Raw genomic sequence first — 13,714 nt, 5'->3', positions numbered from 1 at the left:
ATAGCCTAAGTGTTAACTTTCGCTTATGCTACCCAAAATTGGAATAACGATTGGAGATATAAACGGAATTGGTCCTGAGATCGCTTTAAAAGCAATCTCAGAGATCGATTATTCTGTTTCTGTCCCTATTCTTATTTCTTCTGCCCCTGTAATCGATTTCTACAATTCTGAACTTGGACTGAATAAATCGTTTCACAAGATCACTTCTGTATCTGAAGCAAAAGATGGAATTCTAAATATTCTTGATACAAACAAATCCTCTCCGGAGATTGAAACGGGTAAGATCACTAAACAAGCAGGACTTGCTTCTATGAGATCTATAGAGTCAGCAATAAGCCTTTGTATAGCTAAAGAGCTCAAGGCTATGGTGACTCTTCCTATTTCGAAAGAGTCTGTACAGTTAGCTGGATATGATATTCCGGGACATACTGAATTTTTAGCTGAGCAAACAAATACCGATCAAGTTTTGATGATGCTTGTGAACGGAGCTCTGAGAGTAGCTCTTATAACAGGTCATATTCCTATCAGTAAAGTTGCATCTTCTCTAAATCAGGAACTGATTATAACTAAAGCCTCAATTCTGAGTGAAAGTCTGAAGCAGGATTTCGGGATTTCCAACCCTAGAATTGCTGTCTTTGGATTGAATCCACATGCCGGTGATGGTGGGGTTTTAGGATCTGAGGAAAATGAGATCATAACTCCGGCTATCGGTAAATTAAAAGAATCTGGTATTAATGTTGACGGTCCATTCCCTGCAGATGGATTTTTCGGACAGAAAAAACATCAGCAGTACGATGCAATTCTGGCTATGTATCACGATCAGGGGCTCGCTCCTTTCAAGCTTTTATCCTTTGGTAAAGGAGTTAATTTTACTGCAGGGCTTCCTATCATCAGAACTTCACCTGACCATGGAACGGCCTTTGATATTGCAGGAAAAGGAATTGCAGACCCTTCATCTTTTATCCAGGCATACCAACTTGCAGTTGAACTTGCACAAAAGAAATCAAGGAATGAAAGAAACAGATAATTATTCCAATCTCGCTCCTCTGTATGATAAGTTGATGGAAAATGTTGATTATGAATCCTGGGCTGACTATATCGATGAAATTATACAGGTACATCATCCGGAGTGTGAAAAAGTACTGGAGTTAGCTTGCGGAACAGGATCAGTTGCTATTTCTCTCGATGAATTAGGCTATTATGATATACTTGCCAGTGACCTCTCCCCTCAAATGATCGAAGTGGCTAAGCAAAAAGCGATTGAGCAAAATGCTGATGTCAGGTTCCAAACTCTGAATTTTTTGAATATTAACATTGAAGAAAAATTTGATGTGATATTTTCAGTTTTTGATAGTGTGAATTACTTACAAACAGATTCAGAAATAATAGCAATGCTCGAAGAATGCGAAAAAGTTCTAAAGCCGGACGGGTTATTTATTTTTGATTTCTCAACACCATTGAATTCTCTTCAAGCGGTAGAATATCTGAATAATGAAGAAGCTGAAGTAAAAGATCTAAGATTTTTCAGAACAAGTGAGTATGATGCCATCAACAAAATACACACCAACACTTTTGAGATTGAACAATTATCAGAAGACAAAAAAGAAATATTATCTACGTTCAAAGAAGTTCACAAGCAACGTATTTATACTTTAGAAGAAATGTTATCAATTTTGAAACAAACGCCCTATCATTTAGTTGCAAAATATGGCGATTTTGATCTTATTGATGCCGACGAAAACAGCGCACGTATAACAATAGTACTTAAATGTCAGAAACATCTGTAATTGAATTAAGAAATGTAAGTTTAAGCTTTGAAAACCGAAGAGTTCTCAACAATATCGATTTCAAGCTTCACAATGGTGAGTTCACCTACCTTATCGGAGCTACAGGAATTGGTAAAAGTTCTTTCTTAAAACTTCTGTACAGAGATATTGTGCCGGATACCGGAACTGTTCGGGTTACAGATTACCCTGTAAATAAGATCAGCATGAAAGAAGTTCCTATGCTTCGACGCCGTTTAGGTATTGTATTTCAGGATTTCCAACTTCTTCAGGACCGGAATGTATTTGATAATGTGGCTTTCGCACTTCAGGTAACAGGTGAAAAACCCAAATTTGTTAAGCAAAGAGTTTTAGAAGTTCTCACTATGGTCGGCTTAAGTCATAGACGAAAGCATATGCCAAAAGATCTTTCAGGCGGGGAGCAACAAAGAGTGGTTATTGCCCGTGCTTTAGCAAACGAACCCAGAATACTGCTTGCAGATGAACCTACGGGAAATCTTGATCCTGGTGCAAGCAAAAGCATCATGGACCTTCTAAAGCAAATCAATAACCGTGGAATGGCCGTGCTTATGGTCACTCACGATTATGCATTGGTGAAAAAATATCCTTTCCGCACTGTTCGCATGATCGAAGGCTCATTACAAGAGCTTCAATGGAAAGGCGATAAATTGGTTCCTGTAAAATAAACTCATTATGGATTCTAAGAATCTGACTGAAGCTGTTAAAAATTACGCCTTACAGTTAGGATTCGATGCCTGTGGATTTTCAAAAGCTGAATTCCTTGAAACAGAAGCCCGTCGTTTGGAAGAATGGTTAGTTCAGCAGCGTCATGGAACAATGAGCTGGATGGAGAACAACTTTGACAAAAGAGTTGACCCCACAAAACTTGTTCCGGGTGCAAAATCTGTGGTTTCAGTTATTGGAAGTTATTATTCCCCGGAGCATGATCATCAATCATCAGGGAATCCAAAAATCGCCAAATATGCATTGGGTAGAGATTATCATAAAGTTTTTAAGAAAAAACTGAAAGATCTCTTTAACTATACAGAGTCTTTGGTTGGTAATATTGAAGGCAGGTTTTTTGTTGATTCAGCTCCTGTTTTGGACAAAGCATGGGCTGTTCGTTCAGGACTAGGTTGGATGGGTAAGAATTCAAATATTTTGAACAAGGATATCGGATCTTTCTTCTTTATTGGAGAAATGATTTTGGATGTGGAGTTCAATTATTCATCCGGAACTACCGATCATTGCGGCACTTGTACCAGATGCATCGATGCCTGCCCTACAGATGCCATTTACGAGCCTTACCGTATTGATTCGAACAAGTGCATCTCCTACCTCACGATCGAGCTTAAAGAGCAGATTCCGCAAGAACTCCAATCCTCTTTGGGAGAATGGATGTATGGCTGTGATATCTGTCAGGATGTTTGTCCATGGAATAAAGATCCTTCTTTAACTCAAATGGCAGATCTGAAACCCAGAACAAAGTTATTGAACAAGAATATAGATTTCTGGAACGAAATAGATAATCCACAATACGATGCACTTTTTGAAGGAAGTGCGATTCGCAGGGCTAAATTTGAGAAATTTAAAATGAATGCAGGGATCGTTTACAATAACTTGAAGTAATATCCCTTCTAAAGGAAATTATATTCGCTGTTCTTTTTCACAAGCTTGTCTTTTTGGATCGATACACACTCCATTTCCATTGCATTATCGGGATCAGACTTATCAACGAACTTCATATACATAGTTAAAGAATCCTTAATCTCCGAGGTATTTGAAAAGATATAAGCAATATTCTGGCCCGGTATAGCTGCATTTCCTGAAAATTTCACATCAAAATCTGATGTTACATAGATGATCATTGTAGACTCAGAAGTATCTATTTCATAACCTTTTGCTGTATATCCTAAAAACTCTTTATCAGGAAGCTCTGTTACATTAACAGCATCATTTGTACCAAGAGCATCGTTATTTTCAACTATTGAGTCGATGGGATACGAATACGACATGGCAAAAGATTTTCCCTCTTCTTCGGTATAAGATACAATTGCCTGATTTTCTGCATCAACAACTGAAAACATTTCAGGAGACTCCGGATTTGAATAAGCTATATAAGAATTCTCTGATGACAGCCAGTAATTCAAATTCATATCCTCAGAATAATTCCCGTTTGTTATCTTCATTTGATACTTCCAATCAAAGGAATATTCTTCAGGTAAATTTTCCGGCTTCGATATTTTTGTTCCGCCCCGATACGGATTTGAATCTAATTCAAATTTCTCAGTCATTTTACCCAAAATTGCTTCTGCTAATTTTTCAGATACTTTTTCAGCGACTCTATCTTCGACCTTTTGCTTAGTCTTATTTTTAATTTTCTTCCAGATTTGAGCATTTGAGCATTTGAGCTTTCAACAGGCAGAATTAGCAAGAAAGTAAAAACAGCTGAGTATTTAACGAGCTTCATAATCAAGTTTTTTGTTAATTAACTATTCAGTAGATAATACCCAAAAGAACAGATTTTAACACTGATAGTTAGCAAAACTAAGCCTTAAATGAGTGAATGGGATCTAAAAGCTTCCGCGCTTATCGATCAATGCTTTATATAAAAGCTCTCTGGCTCTGAAGATATGTGCTTTGACCGTCCCTAATGGAAGATCAAGTTCGTCTGCTATTTCATCGTATGAAAGTTCGTCCATATGACGCAATTGTATAACTGCTCTGTACTTTTCAGGAAGATTTTCGATAGCGTTTTGAACAATTTGCTTTCTCTCCTTCTTGATCACTGCTTTGTCAGTAGCGTAAGTTTCATCAGGAAGCTGGATCTCAAGTTCACCGTCTTTGGTTTTGTACGGGTCATTGATCGACAATGTCTGTAGCTTCTTCTTTCTCAGGTAATCAATGGTATGATTGGTCGCAATACGATACAACCAGGTTGAAAAAGCGTACTCATTGCTGTAAGTAGAAAGGTTCTTAAAAGCCTTCATAAATACTTCCTGAACAAGATCTTCAACAAGTTCTTTCTCTTTGATCATTTTCCGAATATGAAAATAAATCGGGCGATCGTATTTGTTCATCAGATCTTTATATGCACTTTCATCTCCTTTTAGAGCTCTTATAACAAAGCCGTCATCCTCAATACTACTTGCTGAGGCATTTTCTCTGGGTGATGAATTTTTTTCTGTACTGATATCTGACATTATCTGATTTTGTGCGAAGCTAAAATACAAAGCTTAGCGTAAATGAAAATCGGTTTTTTTGAAAAAATGATCTAAGTTTTATTTAGTTGATTCATTAATGCTCCGTGACGAATTCCTCCGGTAGAAACTCTGATCTCTTCTAAATCGAAATAATTTAGAAAACCTTCCAGAATAAGCAAACCCGCCAGAAATATATCTTCCCTTCCTTTCAGAACTTTCGGGCTTAACTCAAGTAGTTGCTGATGGGTATGTAAACTAAATATTTCGATTCCTTTTTTAAGTTTATCCCGAACTATCAAGTGCCCGTTCATATGTTCCGGATCATACTCATCAATCTGCAGATCTATAGCAGCCAAAGAAGTAAGAGTCCCTGCAACACCAACTGCTTGTACGTTCTTTTTGGGTTTGAATTTCTTAGTCTCCAGCATACTTTTTACAGCTTGTCTGCATTCTCTTATTTGTTCCTGAAAAGGCGGGTCTTGCACCAAAAATCTTTCAGTAAACCGAACACAACCCATATCAAAAGAATGAGAGTCTATAAGTTTTCCATCTCTGCCAAGAGCTATTTCTGTACTTCCTCCTCCGATATCCAATACAAAAACATCGCCGGCAACTTGCTCATCAAACACAGTTAAAGCACCTTTGTAAGTATATTCTGCTTCCTCTTCTCCTGAAAGTAACTGAACGTCAAAACCTGTTTCTTTTTTTACCAGATTGATTAGTTCATTTCTGTTTGAAGCATCCCGAACTGCACTTGTTGCGGTAACAATTACATCTGTTACTTTAGCAAACTGAGTACTCAGAATATTTTTATACTCTTTTATGGAAGTAATTACTCTTCCAATGCTTTCCTCTGAAAGAGTTTTATTAACGTCCACTCCTTTTCCAAGTCGGGGCATCCTTTGTTCTTCATGAAGCATCCTTAATCCGTCTTCATTTTCTTCGGCAATAAGCAATAAAACTGTGTTTGTACCTATATCTATAGCTGCTTTCATTTTTTTAGTAGAATTGCGATCCACTCTCCGTTTTGTCTGGTTTCAAGGTGCGTTAATCTCTTAACTGATTCTAAATTCATGATGGTTTGTTCATCACCTTCCAGTAAGCCTGAAAGTAATAAAGTACCTTCTTTCTTTAAATAAGAAAGTAATTCAGGAATTAATTCTATCAATGCGTTTCTATTTATATTTGCCAGAATTACATCAAAAACACTGTCTGCAGGAATAACTTCTGTAGATCCGAGTTTAACCTCAAATCCTTCAACATCATTTAAGGCAATATTCTCTTTTGAATTGTCTTCGCTCCATTCATCTATATCAAAGCCAAAAACTGATTCAGCGCCTAGTTTTAAAGCTGCGATTCCTAAAATTCCGGTTCCGGTTCCTGCGTCAAGAACTTTGTCTTCTTTGCTGATGATTTCCGAAAGCCAACCTAATATCAAACGTGTTGTTGCATGGTAACCTGTACCAAATGCCATCTTCGGGTCGATGAGTAATTCGGTCAAATCCGAATCTGAAGTTAACTCTTTTGCCCATGTTGGCCTCACGTAAAAACTGCCAATAGTCTGAGGTTCAATAGAATTCTCCCACTTTTCATTCCAGTTCTGGGGAGATACTAACTCTTCTTTTATTAACTCTGAATTTTCAAATGAATATAAAATTTTTGTGATCTCTTCTCTTTTAACATCATCGAATCTTGATGATGGAACCGAAGCAATTAAAAGATCACTTTCTTGTTCGAATCCTTCAAAATCCATCTCAAAAAGTTCAGCGATCAATAACTCATGCAGATCATCAGCTAACTCAATATGTAGTCGGATATAATCCATCAAATACGATTATAGATTAATTCAAGAAGTACGTTTCCAACTGCTTGAAGAGTATTCTTGTCTATAATTGGCAGATCATCCCGATGGGTATGCCAATGTGGAGCAAATTTTATATTTCCATCCGCACCTACAGAATGATTTATTATATCAATAACCGGGATTTCAGTGTTTTCATAAATGATATAATGATCATCCAAAACACCGGCTCCCCTCTGATTAGGAAAGATATCGGAATACCCTTTATCATCAGCTATTTCCCAAATTTCGTCCACAAGATTCGGAGCGTAACTTAAAGAGTAAGTTTCTTTTGGGAAAACAGCTCGTTCAGCACCAACCATATCCAATAAAATTCCAAATCTTGGATTGTACCCGGGAACCGGAGGATTATTTGACCAATGACGTGATCCTAAAAAATACTTTGCGAGATCTCCTGACGTACCATAATCTTCACCATCAAATAGAACAATATCAACACCAATTGGCGGTGGATTTTCAGAAAAGATCCTTGCCAGTTCAATCAGCACTCCTACTCCACTGCCGCCATCATCGGCTCCGGCAATGTATTCACCGGTTCTGCTAGTATCCTGATCCGCCCTCGGGCGTGTATCCCAATGAGCACATAACATTATTCTGTCGCTGGAAGAAGTATTAAAAGCCGCAATTATATTCGCCATTTCAAGAGTCTCACCATATCCTTCTTCAGTAAATTCCTGAGAGAATACTGCGTTTGCTCCTGCGTACTCTTTAAGTTTTCCTTCTAAAAACTCTCTGGTCTTAACATGTCCGTATGTGTTTGGAACTCTAGGACCGTAATTAACCTGTGTCTCTATATATTTAAAAGCTGAATCCGAAGAAAATTCAGGAACCTCTCTTCCTTTTTCAGAAAATTGAAGTCCTGCTCCTTTGTTGCAAGCTAAGACGGTAATAAAAGCAAATAGTAAAACTAGAATTTTATTCATCTCTGTAAACCATTGTTGGGGATGATTGTGAAACCGGATAGATAATAGTATCCATAATATTTACATGCTCCGGTCTGTTTGCAATAAATACTATTATTTCGGCAATATCGTCTGCTGTTAAAGGCTTAAATCCTTTGTAAACTGATTCCGCTTTTTCATTATCACCTTTGAATCGAACGTTACTAAACTCTGTTTCCACCATTCCGGGTGACACCATACTTACACGTACTTCCGATCCGTGAAGATCTTTCTTCGTAGATTCGGTGATCGCTTTAACTGCATGCTTTGTAGCACAATACACCACTCCGCCTGCATAAGCCTCGTGTCCTGCTGTAGAACCAACGTTTATAATATGCCCAACATTTCTCGCTTTCATTTGCGGCGAAATAAGTCTGGTTAGTTCCAACAGACCCTGAACATTTACAGCAAACATCTGATCAATATCAGATCGATCTAATTCATAAACAGCATCTTTACCTAAAGCCAAACCCGCATTATTGATTAAGATATCAATATCACAATTAATTGATTCGACAAAATGGTTACAGGCACTACGATCTGCTAAGTCAAAAGTGTACGTATTGATCTCTGAATCAGGATTTGTTTTTAACAGATCGCTTTTAATTTCATCTAGTCGTTCAGCCCTTCTACCGGTAAGAAACAAATTAGCTCCCAGTTCACAAAACTGATAAGCAGCCGCTCTTCCAATTCCTGACGTAGCTCCTGTTATGATGATATTTTTTCCACTTAGTCGATTCATTTATCCGATTTTCAGAACTTAACTTTTCTATTTATCCAGAAGTTCAACTAATCTTCCGGCGTTAAGAATTTTAGATTCCTGAAATGAATCCGCCAAAAATTGAATTCCAATTGGCAAACCGTTCGAATGAGAACCCGATGGAACACTTATTCCGCAAATACCTGCTAGATTCGCTGAGGTAGTATAAATATCATTAAGATACATTTGCACAGGATCGTCCAGCTTCGCTCCCTGATCAAAAGCTGTAGTTGGAGTGGTAGGACCGGCTATTACATCAACTTTTTCGAACGCTTTTTTGAAATCTTCCTGAATAAGGCGTCTAACTTTTTGCGCTTTTGCATAATAAGCGTCGTAATAACCTGAACTGAGCACATAAGTTCCTAGCATGATTCTCCGCTTTACCTCAGTGCCAAAACCTTCTGTTCGGGATTTTTTGTACAGTTTTATCAACGCACTATCCATTTTAGACAATGCCAGATCTAATTGAACCTGATCGTCTTTAAATTCTTCCCTTAAGCGACCTTCTTCTTCTTTTAACTCCTCAACAACGGAAGATTTTTCAGCCCTGTGTCCGTATCTAATCCCATCAAACCGCGCTAAATTACTGGAAGCTTCTGCTGTAGCAAGTATGTAATAAGTAGCAATTCCATATTTAGTATGTGGTAAACTGATCGGTACTAACTCAGCACCTTCTGATTCTAATTTTTTAAGAGTTTCATTAATATTAGAAGAAATCTCTGAATCCAGTCCTTCGCCAAAATACTCTTCCGGAACACCAATTCTAATATTTCTATTTGGCTGCTTAAGCTCTTCTGTATAATTCTGAACCGGTATATTTGCAGAGGTATTATCTTTTTCATCAAACCCGGAAATGGCTTGAAGTACTCTTGCAGCATCTTCTACATTATTAGCAAAAGGCCCAATACAGTCAAATGAAGATGCAAATGCGATTAGTCCCCAGCGGGAAACACGACCGTAGGTAGGTTTTACTCCAACAACCCCGCAAAATGCTGCCGGTTGACGAATTGAACCACCGGTATCTGACCCCAGAGATGCACTCACCATGTTTGATGCCACTGCAGCAGCACTACCACCTGATGAACCTCCGGATACTTTAGATGTATCAACCGGATTTTTTACAGCTCCATATCTACTGAACTGGTTTGCTGAACCCATGGCAAATTCATCCATATTGGTTCTTCCGATTAAAATTGCATCTTCGGCTTTCAAGCGCTCGATGACAGTAGCATCATATACACTCTCAAAATCACCAAGAATTTCAGACGCACAAGTAGCTTGGCGTCCTCGCTCACAAATCAGATCTTTTATACCCAGAACAGCACCCGCGAGAGAGCCCGCGGTTCCGTTTTTTATCTTTTTTTCAATTTTTTCTGCTTCAGAAAGAGCCTCTTCGAAATAAGTTGAGACAAATGCATTGATCTCCGAATCTTGATCTTCAATCGTGGCAATATAGTCAGTAACAATGTCTTTCAGGGAGAGGTTTTCGTTGAGAATTTGTTCTCTTATCTCAGCGATGCTGTTTGTAGACAATCTTCTATTATTTTGAGTTAGACTTTGTTTCTTTTGAATTTACAGCATCATCAATATCACGAGAACTGTCTTCAATTTCTTTTTTGATATCACTGGATGCTTTTCTGAATTCTTTAATTCCCTGACCTAATCCTTTAGCTAACTCGGGAATTCTTTTAGCCCCAAAAAGCACTAAAACAAGAATAGCGATGATAATAATTTCGGTTGTTCCAAAACTTCCCATAAAAAATAATCCTCTTTGGATTTAGTTGATGTAATTGTGCTAAGATAACAATATTTTCGGCACGATTTAAGATCAAAAATTATTTGGAACGATACTTGGAAAATTCAAGTAGAATTGTATCATTCACTCACTTAATTAACACAAAAAATTATATATGATTTGGACAGTAGAGTTAGCCGCGGCATTAGATGAAGCACCATTTCCTGCAAATAGAGAAGAACTCATAGAATGGGCAGAAAGAAATGGACTACCAACTCAGGTTATCACTAATCTTGAAGAGTTGGAAGAACTGGACGAAGGGGAAAATACTATCTATGAAAGCATAGAAGATATTTGGCCTGATTACATCCAGAAAGAAGACTTCTTCCATAATGAAGAAGATGAAGGTTTTGATTACGACGACGTTTAGTCTAAAAAAAGATTGGTTACGCACTTGGTCGTAACCTCCCCCATTGAGAAATACCTTATCCACAATATCATTTATTATAACATCTTTCCTATTCGTGATGCTTTTAATGGGCGTCACACAGGATAAGGTACTGGCTCAGAATTCTGCTGTATTAACCGACAGTACTTCTGAAAATGTTGTTAGAAGAATCAGGTTTTCAGGGAATAGAAACGTCAAAGACAGAACACTCGAAACTCTTATCAGAACTAAAACTAACCGGGAATTTTTAGGAATTCCCCGATTTACACCCTGGTATTATTTCTGGGAGCTGAGTAACGGGCGCTTTGGGGAAGATCCTATCTATCTTGACCGTGCAGTTGTTGCCAATGATATGGAGCGAATACGGCTCTACTACGAGTCTCTGGGATATTTAAGAGTCCAAGTAGACACTACTATCGTTGAATATAAGTCTGACAAAGTTGAAGTGTCTTTTATCGTAAATGAAGGTACCCCATCAAGAGTTGAAACAATTTCCTACCGTGGGCTTCCCTTTTTTGCAGATCAGGAAAAGCGAATCGACTTTTTGAGAAGTAGTCCTTTAACAAAAAACAGGATCGACGATTCAACATATACTGTAAACCGACAATACAATACCCAGGAACTTGGTACAGAACAGCAAAGGATCATTACTTTTTTGAAAAATAACGGGTATGCAGCTATTCAAAAAGATTCTGTTATTGCATTAGTAAAAACCCAGAAACCTGATCCAACTAAACTGGATATTCAATTCAGAATAAAATCAGGAAAAATATATCGCTTTGGAGATGTTCATGTAGATCTTGCAGACGGTACTCCACCTGATGACTATACTGAACAGGACACTCTGGCTAATAATGAATCCGTTTTAGATTCATCTAAGATCTATCTCAAAAAAGAACCTGCTACTCAGACAAAGTTCTCATTACTTACTGATCAGATCCTTTTTAAGCCCGGTGACATCTATAATCATGAACTGTATCTGAATACCATCCGTGAATACCAAAACCTTGGAATGCTTTTTATTCGCAGATTTGGGCAAAATCAAAGCGGTACCCTTCCGGACTTTTCCAATGATTATATTCCAACATACTTAGACCTGCAATCCATTACTAAGCATAGTGTTGGAGCAGAGATCTTTGGAATGAAGAGATATGGATTTGGTACCGGTTTAGGAGTTGATTACACCAATAATAACGCGTTCGGAAAAGCTGAAAATTTCTCACTTTCTGCCAATGTAAGTTTCGAATTTGTAAGCGAAAGTGTACTTGAAGAAATAGCTGACACCTCTACTCAATCTTCTATTTTCAGAAGTTATGAATTAAGAGGTGATTACACCGTTCCTCGTTTGAATTTCCCATTCGCTTTCCTTGATAACACGCGCTTCTTTACAAGTGGTTTAACACGATACTCTCTTTCTTACAGCAGATCAGATCAGCTGTTTTTTGACATTAATAGTGATGTGCAGTTCAACCTCAGATATGAAGTGCAGCATAACCCAAGATTTTCAAGTTTCCTTGACCTTATTGAATTTGATATAGTTGACCCTTCCCCTACTGATGAGTTTATTAATAACCTAAGAAATGACTTTGGATCAGATACTTTAAACGATGGAACCATTGTTGATCCAATTGAACTTACCAGAATATTAGAAGATTTCAGACCTCAGATATCATCGGTGATCAGATATACATTTCGAAGTCAGAATACCGACCTTATAAAGAGAAACAGAGGTTATTTCAGTGAATATTCATTGTCAGCCGGTGGTAATATTCCCTATGTATTGGATAAATTTGTAATTACCCCTGATACATTAGAACAAAGTCTTCCATCGTTATTCAGAGTTAGTGAAAATGAATTGAGCTACAGCAGATATATTAAAGCTACTGCAGATTATCGGAAGTACATTCCCATTTCAAATTCAGCTGTATTTGCCTGGAGATTGTATGCAGGGATTGCACAGCCTTATGGAAACAGTACCACAATCCCATTGAACCGACGTTTTTTTGCAGGAGGAAGTAATGATATACGAGGTTGGGGCCCATTTCAATTAGGTCCGGGTTCCATAAAACCAGATGACGTAAGAATTAACGGTGGAGAAATAAAATTAGCAGCTTTTACTGAAGCTCGTCAGATCTTTATTCGAGATCTATTAGGCGCCAATTGGCATGCAGCCTGGTATACTGATGCAGGAAACGTTTGGTATGGCCCTAAAAATGATGCTGCTCGTGACTCAGAGCTTGAAAAAGGACGTTTTTATATCGATGATTTCTATAATCAGATCGCAGTTGGTACCGGATTGGGATTACGGTTGGATTGGGAATATATAGTTGCTCGTTTTGATTTTACTTTCAGAGCTCACGATTTGGAAACAGGCTGGTTCAACAATAAAAAATTATACTTTAGTTTTGGTATAGGTCATTCTTTTTAACGTTATTTAGTCATGGGAAAATTCACAAATATAAAACAGCAATTGAGCATTGTATTCGGCTCCAAATTCTTAAAGAATCTCTCGACTTCTGAACGTTATGAGTTTCTGCAACTTTGCCATAAGCGCAACTATAAAGAGGGCGAGTATGTGTTTTACAGAAATGATCCAGGTACAGGAATGTATTTTATTCAGGATGGAAAAATTGAGCTTATGCTGAATGCAAATAATGAAGAAACTGAACATCCTGACGACACAAATAAGTTTATTCTAGACGCTCCTGACAGCTTTGGAGCACTTTCCATAGGATACAATCTACGAAGAAAAGCAACTGCACAATGTGTTACTGATTGCCAGCTTCTTGGTTTTTTTCAACCCGACTTTGAAGTTTTAAGAGATCGTCACCCACAAATAGCTGTTAAATTTCTTCAGTCACTGACCAACATTGCTCTGCGGCAACTGGAACGAGCGACTTATATAATTGAAGAGGTTGCCGGACAGGAAAAAGCTCTTCAAATACAATTTGATACTTACTACGAAAATTCTGAAGATTAATA

Annotated in this window: 15 protein-coding genes; 7 read left to right on the top strand and 8 right to left on the bottom strand. The window is 37.8% G+C overall.

All coding sequences use genetic code 11. The features are described from left to right. Positions 1 to 25 precede the first annotated feature (25 nt). Genes pdxA through queG form a run of 4 tightly spaced genes read left to right on the top strand, consistent with a single transcriptional unit; the run spans position 26 to position 3,413 of the window. Positions 26 to 1,027: a 4-hydroxythreonine-4-phosphate dehydrogenase PdxA gene (pdxA, locus tag A8B79_RS12620; RefSeq protein WP_066223312.1), complete on the top strand. Its 1,002-nt coding sequence runs from the start codon at positions 26 to 28 to the stop codon at positions 1,025 to 1,027. Then, positions 1,011 to 1,787: a class I SAM-dependent DNA methyltransferase gene (locus A8B79_RS12615; RefSeq protein WP_066223311.1), complete on the top strand. Its 777-nt coding sequence runs from the start codon at positions 1,011 to 1,013 to the stop codon at positions 1,785 to 1,787. The genes pdxA and A8B79_RS12615 overlap by 17 nt, the downstream gene beginning before the upstream one ends. Next, positions 1,769 to 2,470: a cell division ATP-binding protein FtsE gene (ftsE, locus tag A8B79_RS12610; RefSeq protein ID WP_066223309.1), complete on the top strand. Its 702-nt coding sequence runs from the start codon at positions 1,769 to 1,771 to the stop codon at positions 2,468 to 2,470. Before A8B79_RS12615 ends, ftsE begins: the two co-directional genes overlap by 19 nt. Positions 2,471 to 2,477: 7 nt before the next feature. Next, positions 2,478 to 3,413 (top strand): tRNA epoxyqueuosine(34) reductase QueG, encoded by a 936-nt coding sequence (queG, locus tag A8B79_RS12605; RefSeq protein WP_066223307.1) that lies wholly within the window; start codon positions 2,478 to 2,480, stop codon positions 3,411 to 3,413. Positions 3,414 to 3,421: 8 nt separating this feature from the next. Here queG and A8B79_RS12600 read toward each other — a convergent pair whose 3' ends face one another. The 8 genes from A8B79_RS12600 to A8B79_RS12565 all read right to left on the bottom strand — a co-directional run bounded on the left by A8B79_RS12600 (position 3,422) and on the right by A8B79_RS12565 (position 10,305). Beyond that, positions 3,422 to 4,078, bottom strand: a complete 657-nt coding sequence (locus A8B79_RS12600; RefSeq protein WP_066223305.1) for a hypothetical protein — start codon at positions 4,076 to 4,078, stop codon at positions 3,422 to 3,424. Between the two features lie 279 nt (positions 4,079 to 4,357). Continuing rightward, positions 4,358 to 4,987 carry an RNA polymerase sigma factor gene (locus A8B79_RS12595; protein WP_066223303.1) on the bottom strand — a complete coding sequence of 210 codons (630 nt, stop codon included), beginning with the start codon at positions 4,985 to 4,987 and terminating at the stop codon, positions 4,358 to 4,360. A 71-nt stretch (positions 4,988 to 5,058) separates the two neighbouring features. Next, a complete protein-coding gene (locus tag A8B79_RS12590; protein ID WP_066223301.1) occupies positions 5,059 to 5,982 on the bottom strand; it encodes a Ppx/GppA phosphatase family protein in 924 nt (307 codons plus the stop codon). Next, a complete protein-coding gene (prmA, locus tag A8B79_RS12585; RefSeq protein ID WP_066223299.1) occupies positions 5,979 to 6,812 on the bottom strand; it encodes a 50S ribosomal protein L11 methyltransferase in 834 nt (277 codons plus the stop codon). Before prmA ends, A8B79_RS12590 begins: the two co-directional genes overlap by 4 nt. Further along, complete coding sequence (locus A8B79_RS12580; RefSeq protein ID WP_066223297.1) at positions 6,812 to 7,771, bottom strand: M28 family peptidase; 960 nt, start codon at positions 7,769 to 7,771, stop codon at positions 6,812 to 6,814. The genes prmA and A8B79_RS12580 overlap by 1 nt, the downstream gene beginning before the upstream one ends. After that, positions 7,764 to 8,531, bottom strand: coding sequence for an SDR family NAD(P)-dependent oxidoreductase (locus tag A8B79_RS12575; RefSeq protein ID WP_066223295.1), 768 nt, complete (start codon positions 8,529 to 8,531; stop codon positions 7,764 to 7,766). Before A8B79_RS12575 ends, A8B79_RS12580 begins: the two co-directional genes overlap by 8 nt. 27 nt (positions 8,532 to 8,558) lie before the next feature. Beyond that, a complete protein-coding gene (locus tag A8B79_RS12570; RefSeq protein ID WP_066223293.1) occupies positions 8,559 to 10,082 on the bottom strand; it encodes an amidase family protein in 1,524 nt (507 codons plus the stop codon). Positions 10,083 to 10,089: 7 nt separating this feature from the next. Continuing rightward, a complete protein-coding gene (locus tag A8B79_RS12565; RefSeq protein WP_066223291.1) occupies positions 10,090 to 10,305 on the bottom strand; it encodes a Sec-independent protein translocase subunit TatA/TatB in 216 nt (71 codons plus the stop codon). A gap of 154 nt (positions 10,306 to 10,459) precedes the next feature. Between A8B79_RS12565 and A8B79_RS12560 the strand changes: the two genes are divergently transcribed. The 3 genes from A8B79_RS12560 (at position 10,460) to A8B79_RS12550 (ending at position 13,712) form a co-directional block, all read left to right on the top strand. Then, entirely contained in the window at positions 10,460 to 10,714 is a 255-nt protein-coding gene (locus A8B79_RS12560; protein WP_066223289.1) for a DUF2795 domain-containing protein, read from the top strand. Positions 10,715 to 10,820: 106 nt separating this feature from the next. Beyond that, a complete protein-coding gene (locus A8B79_RS12555; RefSeq protein ID WP_235603690.1) occupies positions 10,821 to 13,160 on the top strand; it encodes a BamA/TamA family outer membrane protein in 2,340 nt (779 codons plus the stop codon). 12 nt (positions 13,161 to 13,172) lie between these two features. Continuing rightward, positions 13,173 to 13,712 carry a cyclic nucleotide-binding domain-containing protein gene (locus A8B79_RS12550; protein WP_066223285.1) on the top strand — a complete coding sequence of 180 codons (540 nt, stop codon included), beginning with the start codon at positions 13,173 to 13,175 and terminating at the stop codon, positions 13,710 to 13,712. Positions 13,713 to 13,714: the final 2 nt, after the last annotated feature.

Source organism: Balneola sp. EhC07 (assembly GCF_001650905.1).
GTDB lineage: Bacteria > Bacteroidota > Rhodothermia > Balneolales > Balneolaceae > Balneola.
Note: the sequence above shows the minus strand (reverse complement) of the source record. Positions and strands in the feature narration are given on the sequence as shown.

What these genes read in the sequence shown, in the direction of transcription:
- pdxA (WP_066223312.1), top strand. Translation starts at nt 26, where the DNA reads ATGCTACCCAAAATTGGAATAACGATTGGAGATATAAACGGAATTGGT.
- A8B79_RS12615 (WP_066223311.1), top strand. Translation starts at nt 1,011, where the DNA reads ATGAAAGAAACAGATAATTATTCCAATCTCGCTCCTCTGTATGATAAG.
- ftsE (WP_066223309.1), top strand. Translation starts at nt 1,769, where the DNA reads ATGTCAGAAACATCTGTAATTGAATTAAGAAATGTAAGTTTAAGCTTT.
- queG (WP_066223307.1), top strand. Translation starts at nt 2,478, where the DNA reads ATGGATTCTAAGAATCTGACTGAAGCTGTTAAAAATTACGCCTTACAG.
- A8B79_RS12600 (WP_066223305.1), bottom strand. Translation starts at nt 4,078, where the DNA reads ATGACTGAGAAATTTGAATTAGATTCAAATCCGTATCGGGGCGGAACA.
- A8B79_RS12595 (WP_066223303.1), bottom strand. Translation starts at nt 4,987, where the DNA reads ATGTCAGATATCAGTACAGAAAAAAATTCATCACCCAGAGAAAATGCC.
- A8B79_RS12590 (WP_066223301.1), bottom strand. Translation starts at nt 5,982, where the DNA reads ATGAAAGCAGCTATAGATATAGGTACAAACACAGTTTTATTGCTTATT.
- prmA (WP_066223299.1), bottom strand. Translation starts at nt 6,812, where the DNA reads ATGGATTATATCCGACTACATATTGAGTTAGCTGATGATCTGCATGAG.
- A8B79_RS12580 (WP_066223297.1), bottom strand. Translation starts at nt 7,771, where the DNA reads ATGAATAAAATTCTAGTTTTACTATTTGCTTTTATTACCGTCTTAGCT.
- A8B79_RS12575 (WP_066223295.1), bottom strand. Translation starts at nt 8,531, where the DNA reads ATGAATCGACTAAGTGGAAAAAATATCATCATAACAGGAGCTACGTCA.
- A8B79_RS12565 (WP_066223291.1), bottom strand. Translation starts at nt 10,305, where the DNA reads ATGGGAAGTTTTGGAACAACCGAAATTATTATCATCGCTATTCTTGTT.
- A8B79_RS12560 (WP_066223289.1), top strand. Translation starts at nt 10,460, where the DNA reads ATGATTTGGACAGTAGAGTTAGCCGCGGCATTAGATGAAGCACCATTT.
- A8B79_RS12555 (WP_235603690.1), top strand. Translation starts at nt 10,821, where the DNA reads ATGGGCGTCACACAGGATAAGGTACTGGCTCAGAATTCTGCTGTATTA.
- A8B79_RS12550 (WP_066223285.1), top strand. Translation starts at nt 13,173, where the DNA reads ATGGGAAAATTCACAAATATAAAACAGCAATTGAGCATTGTATTCGGC.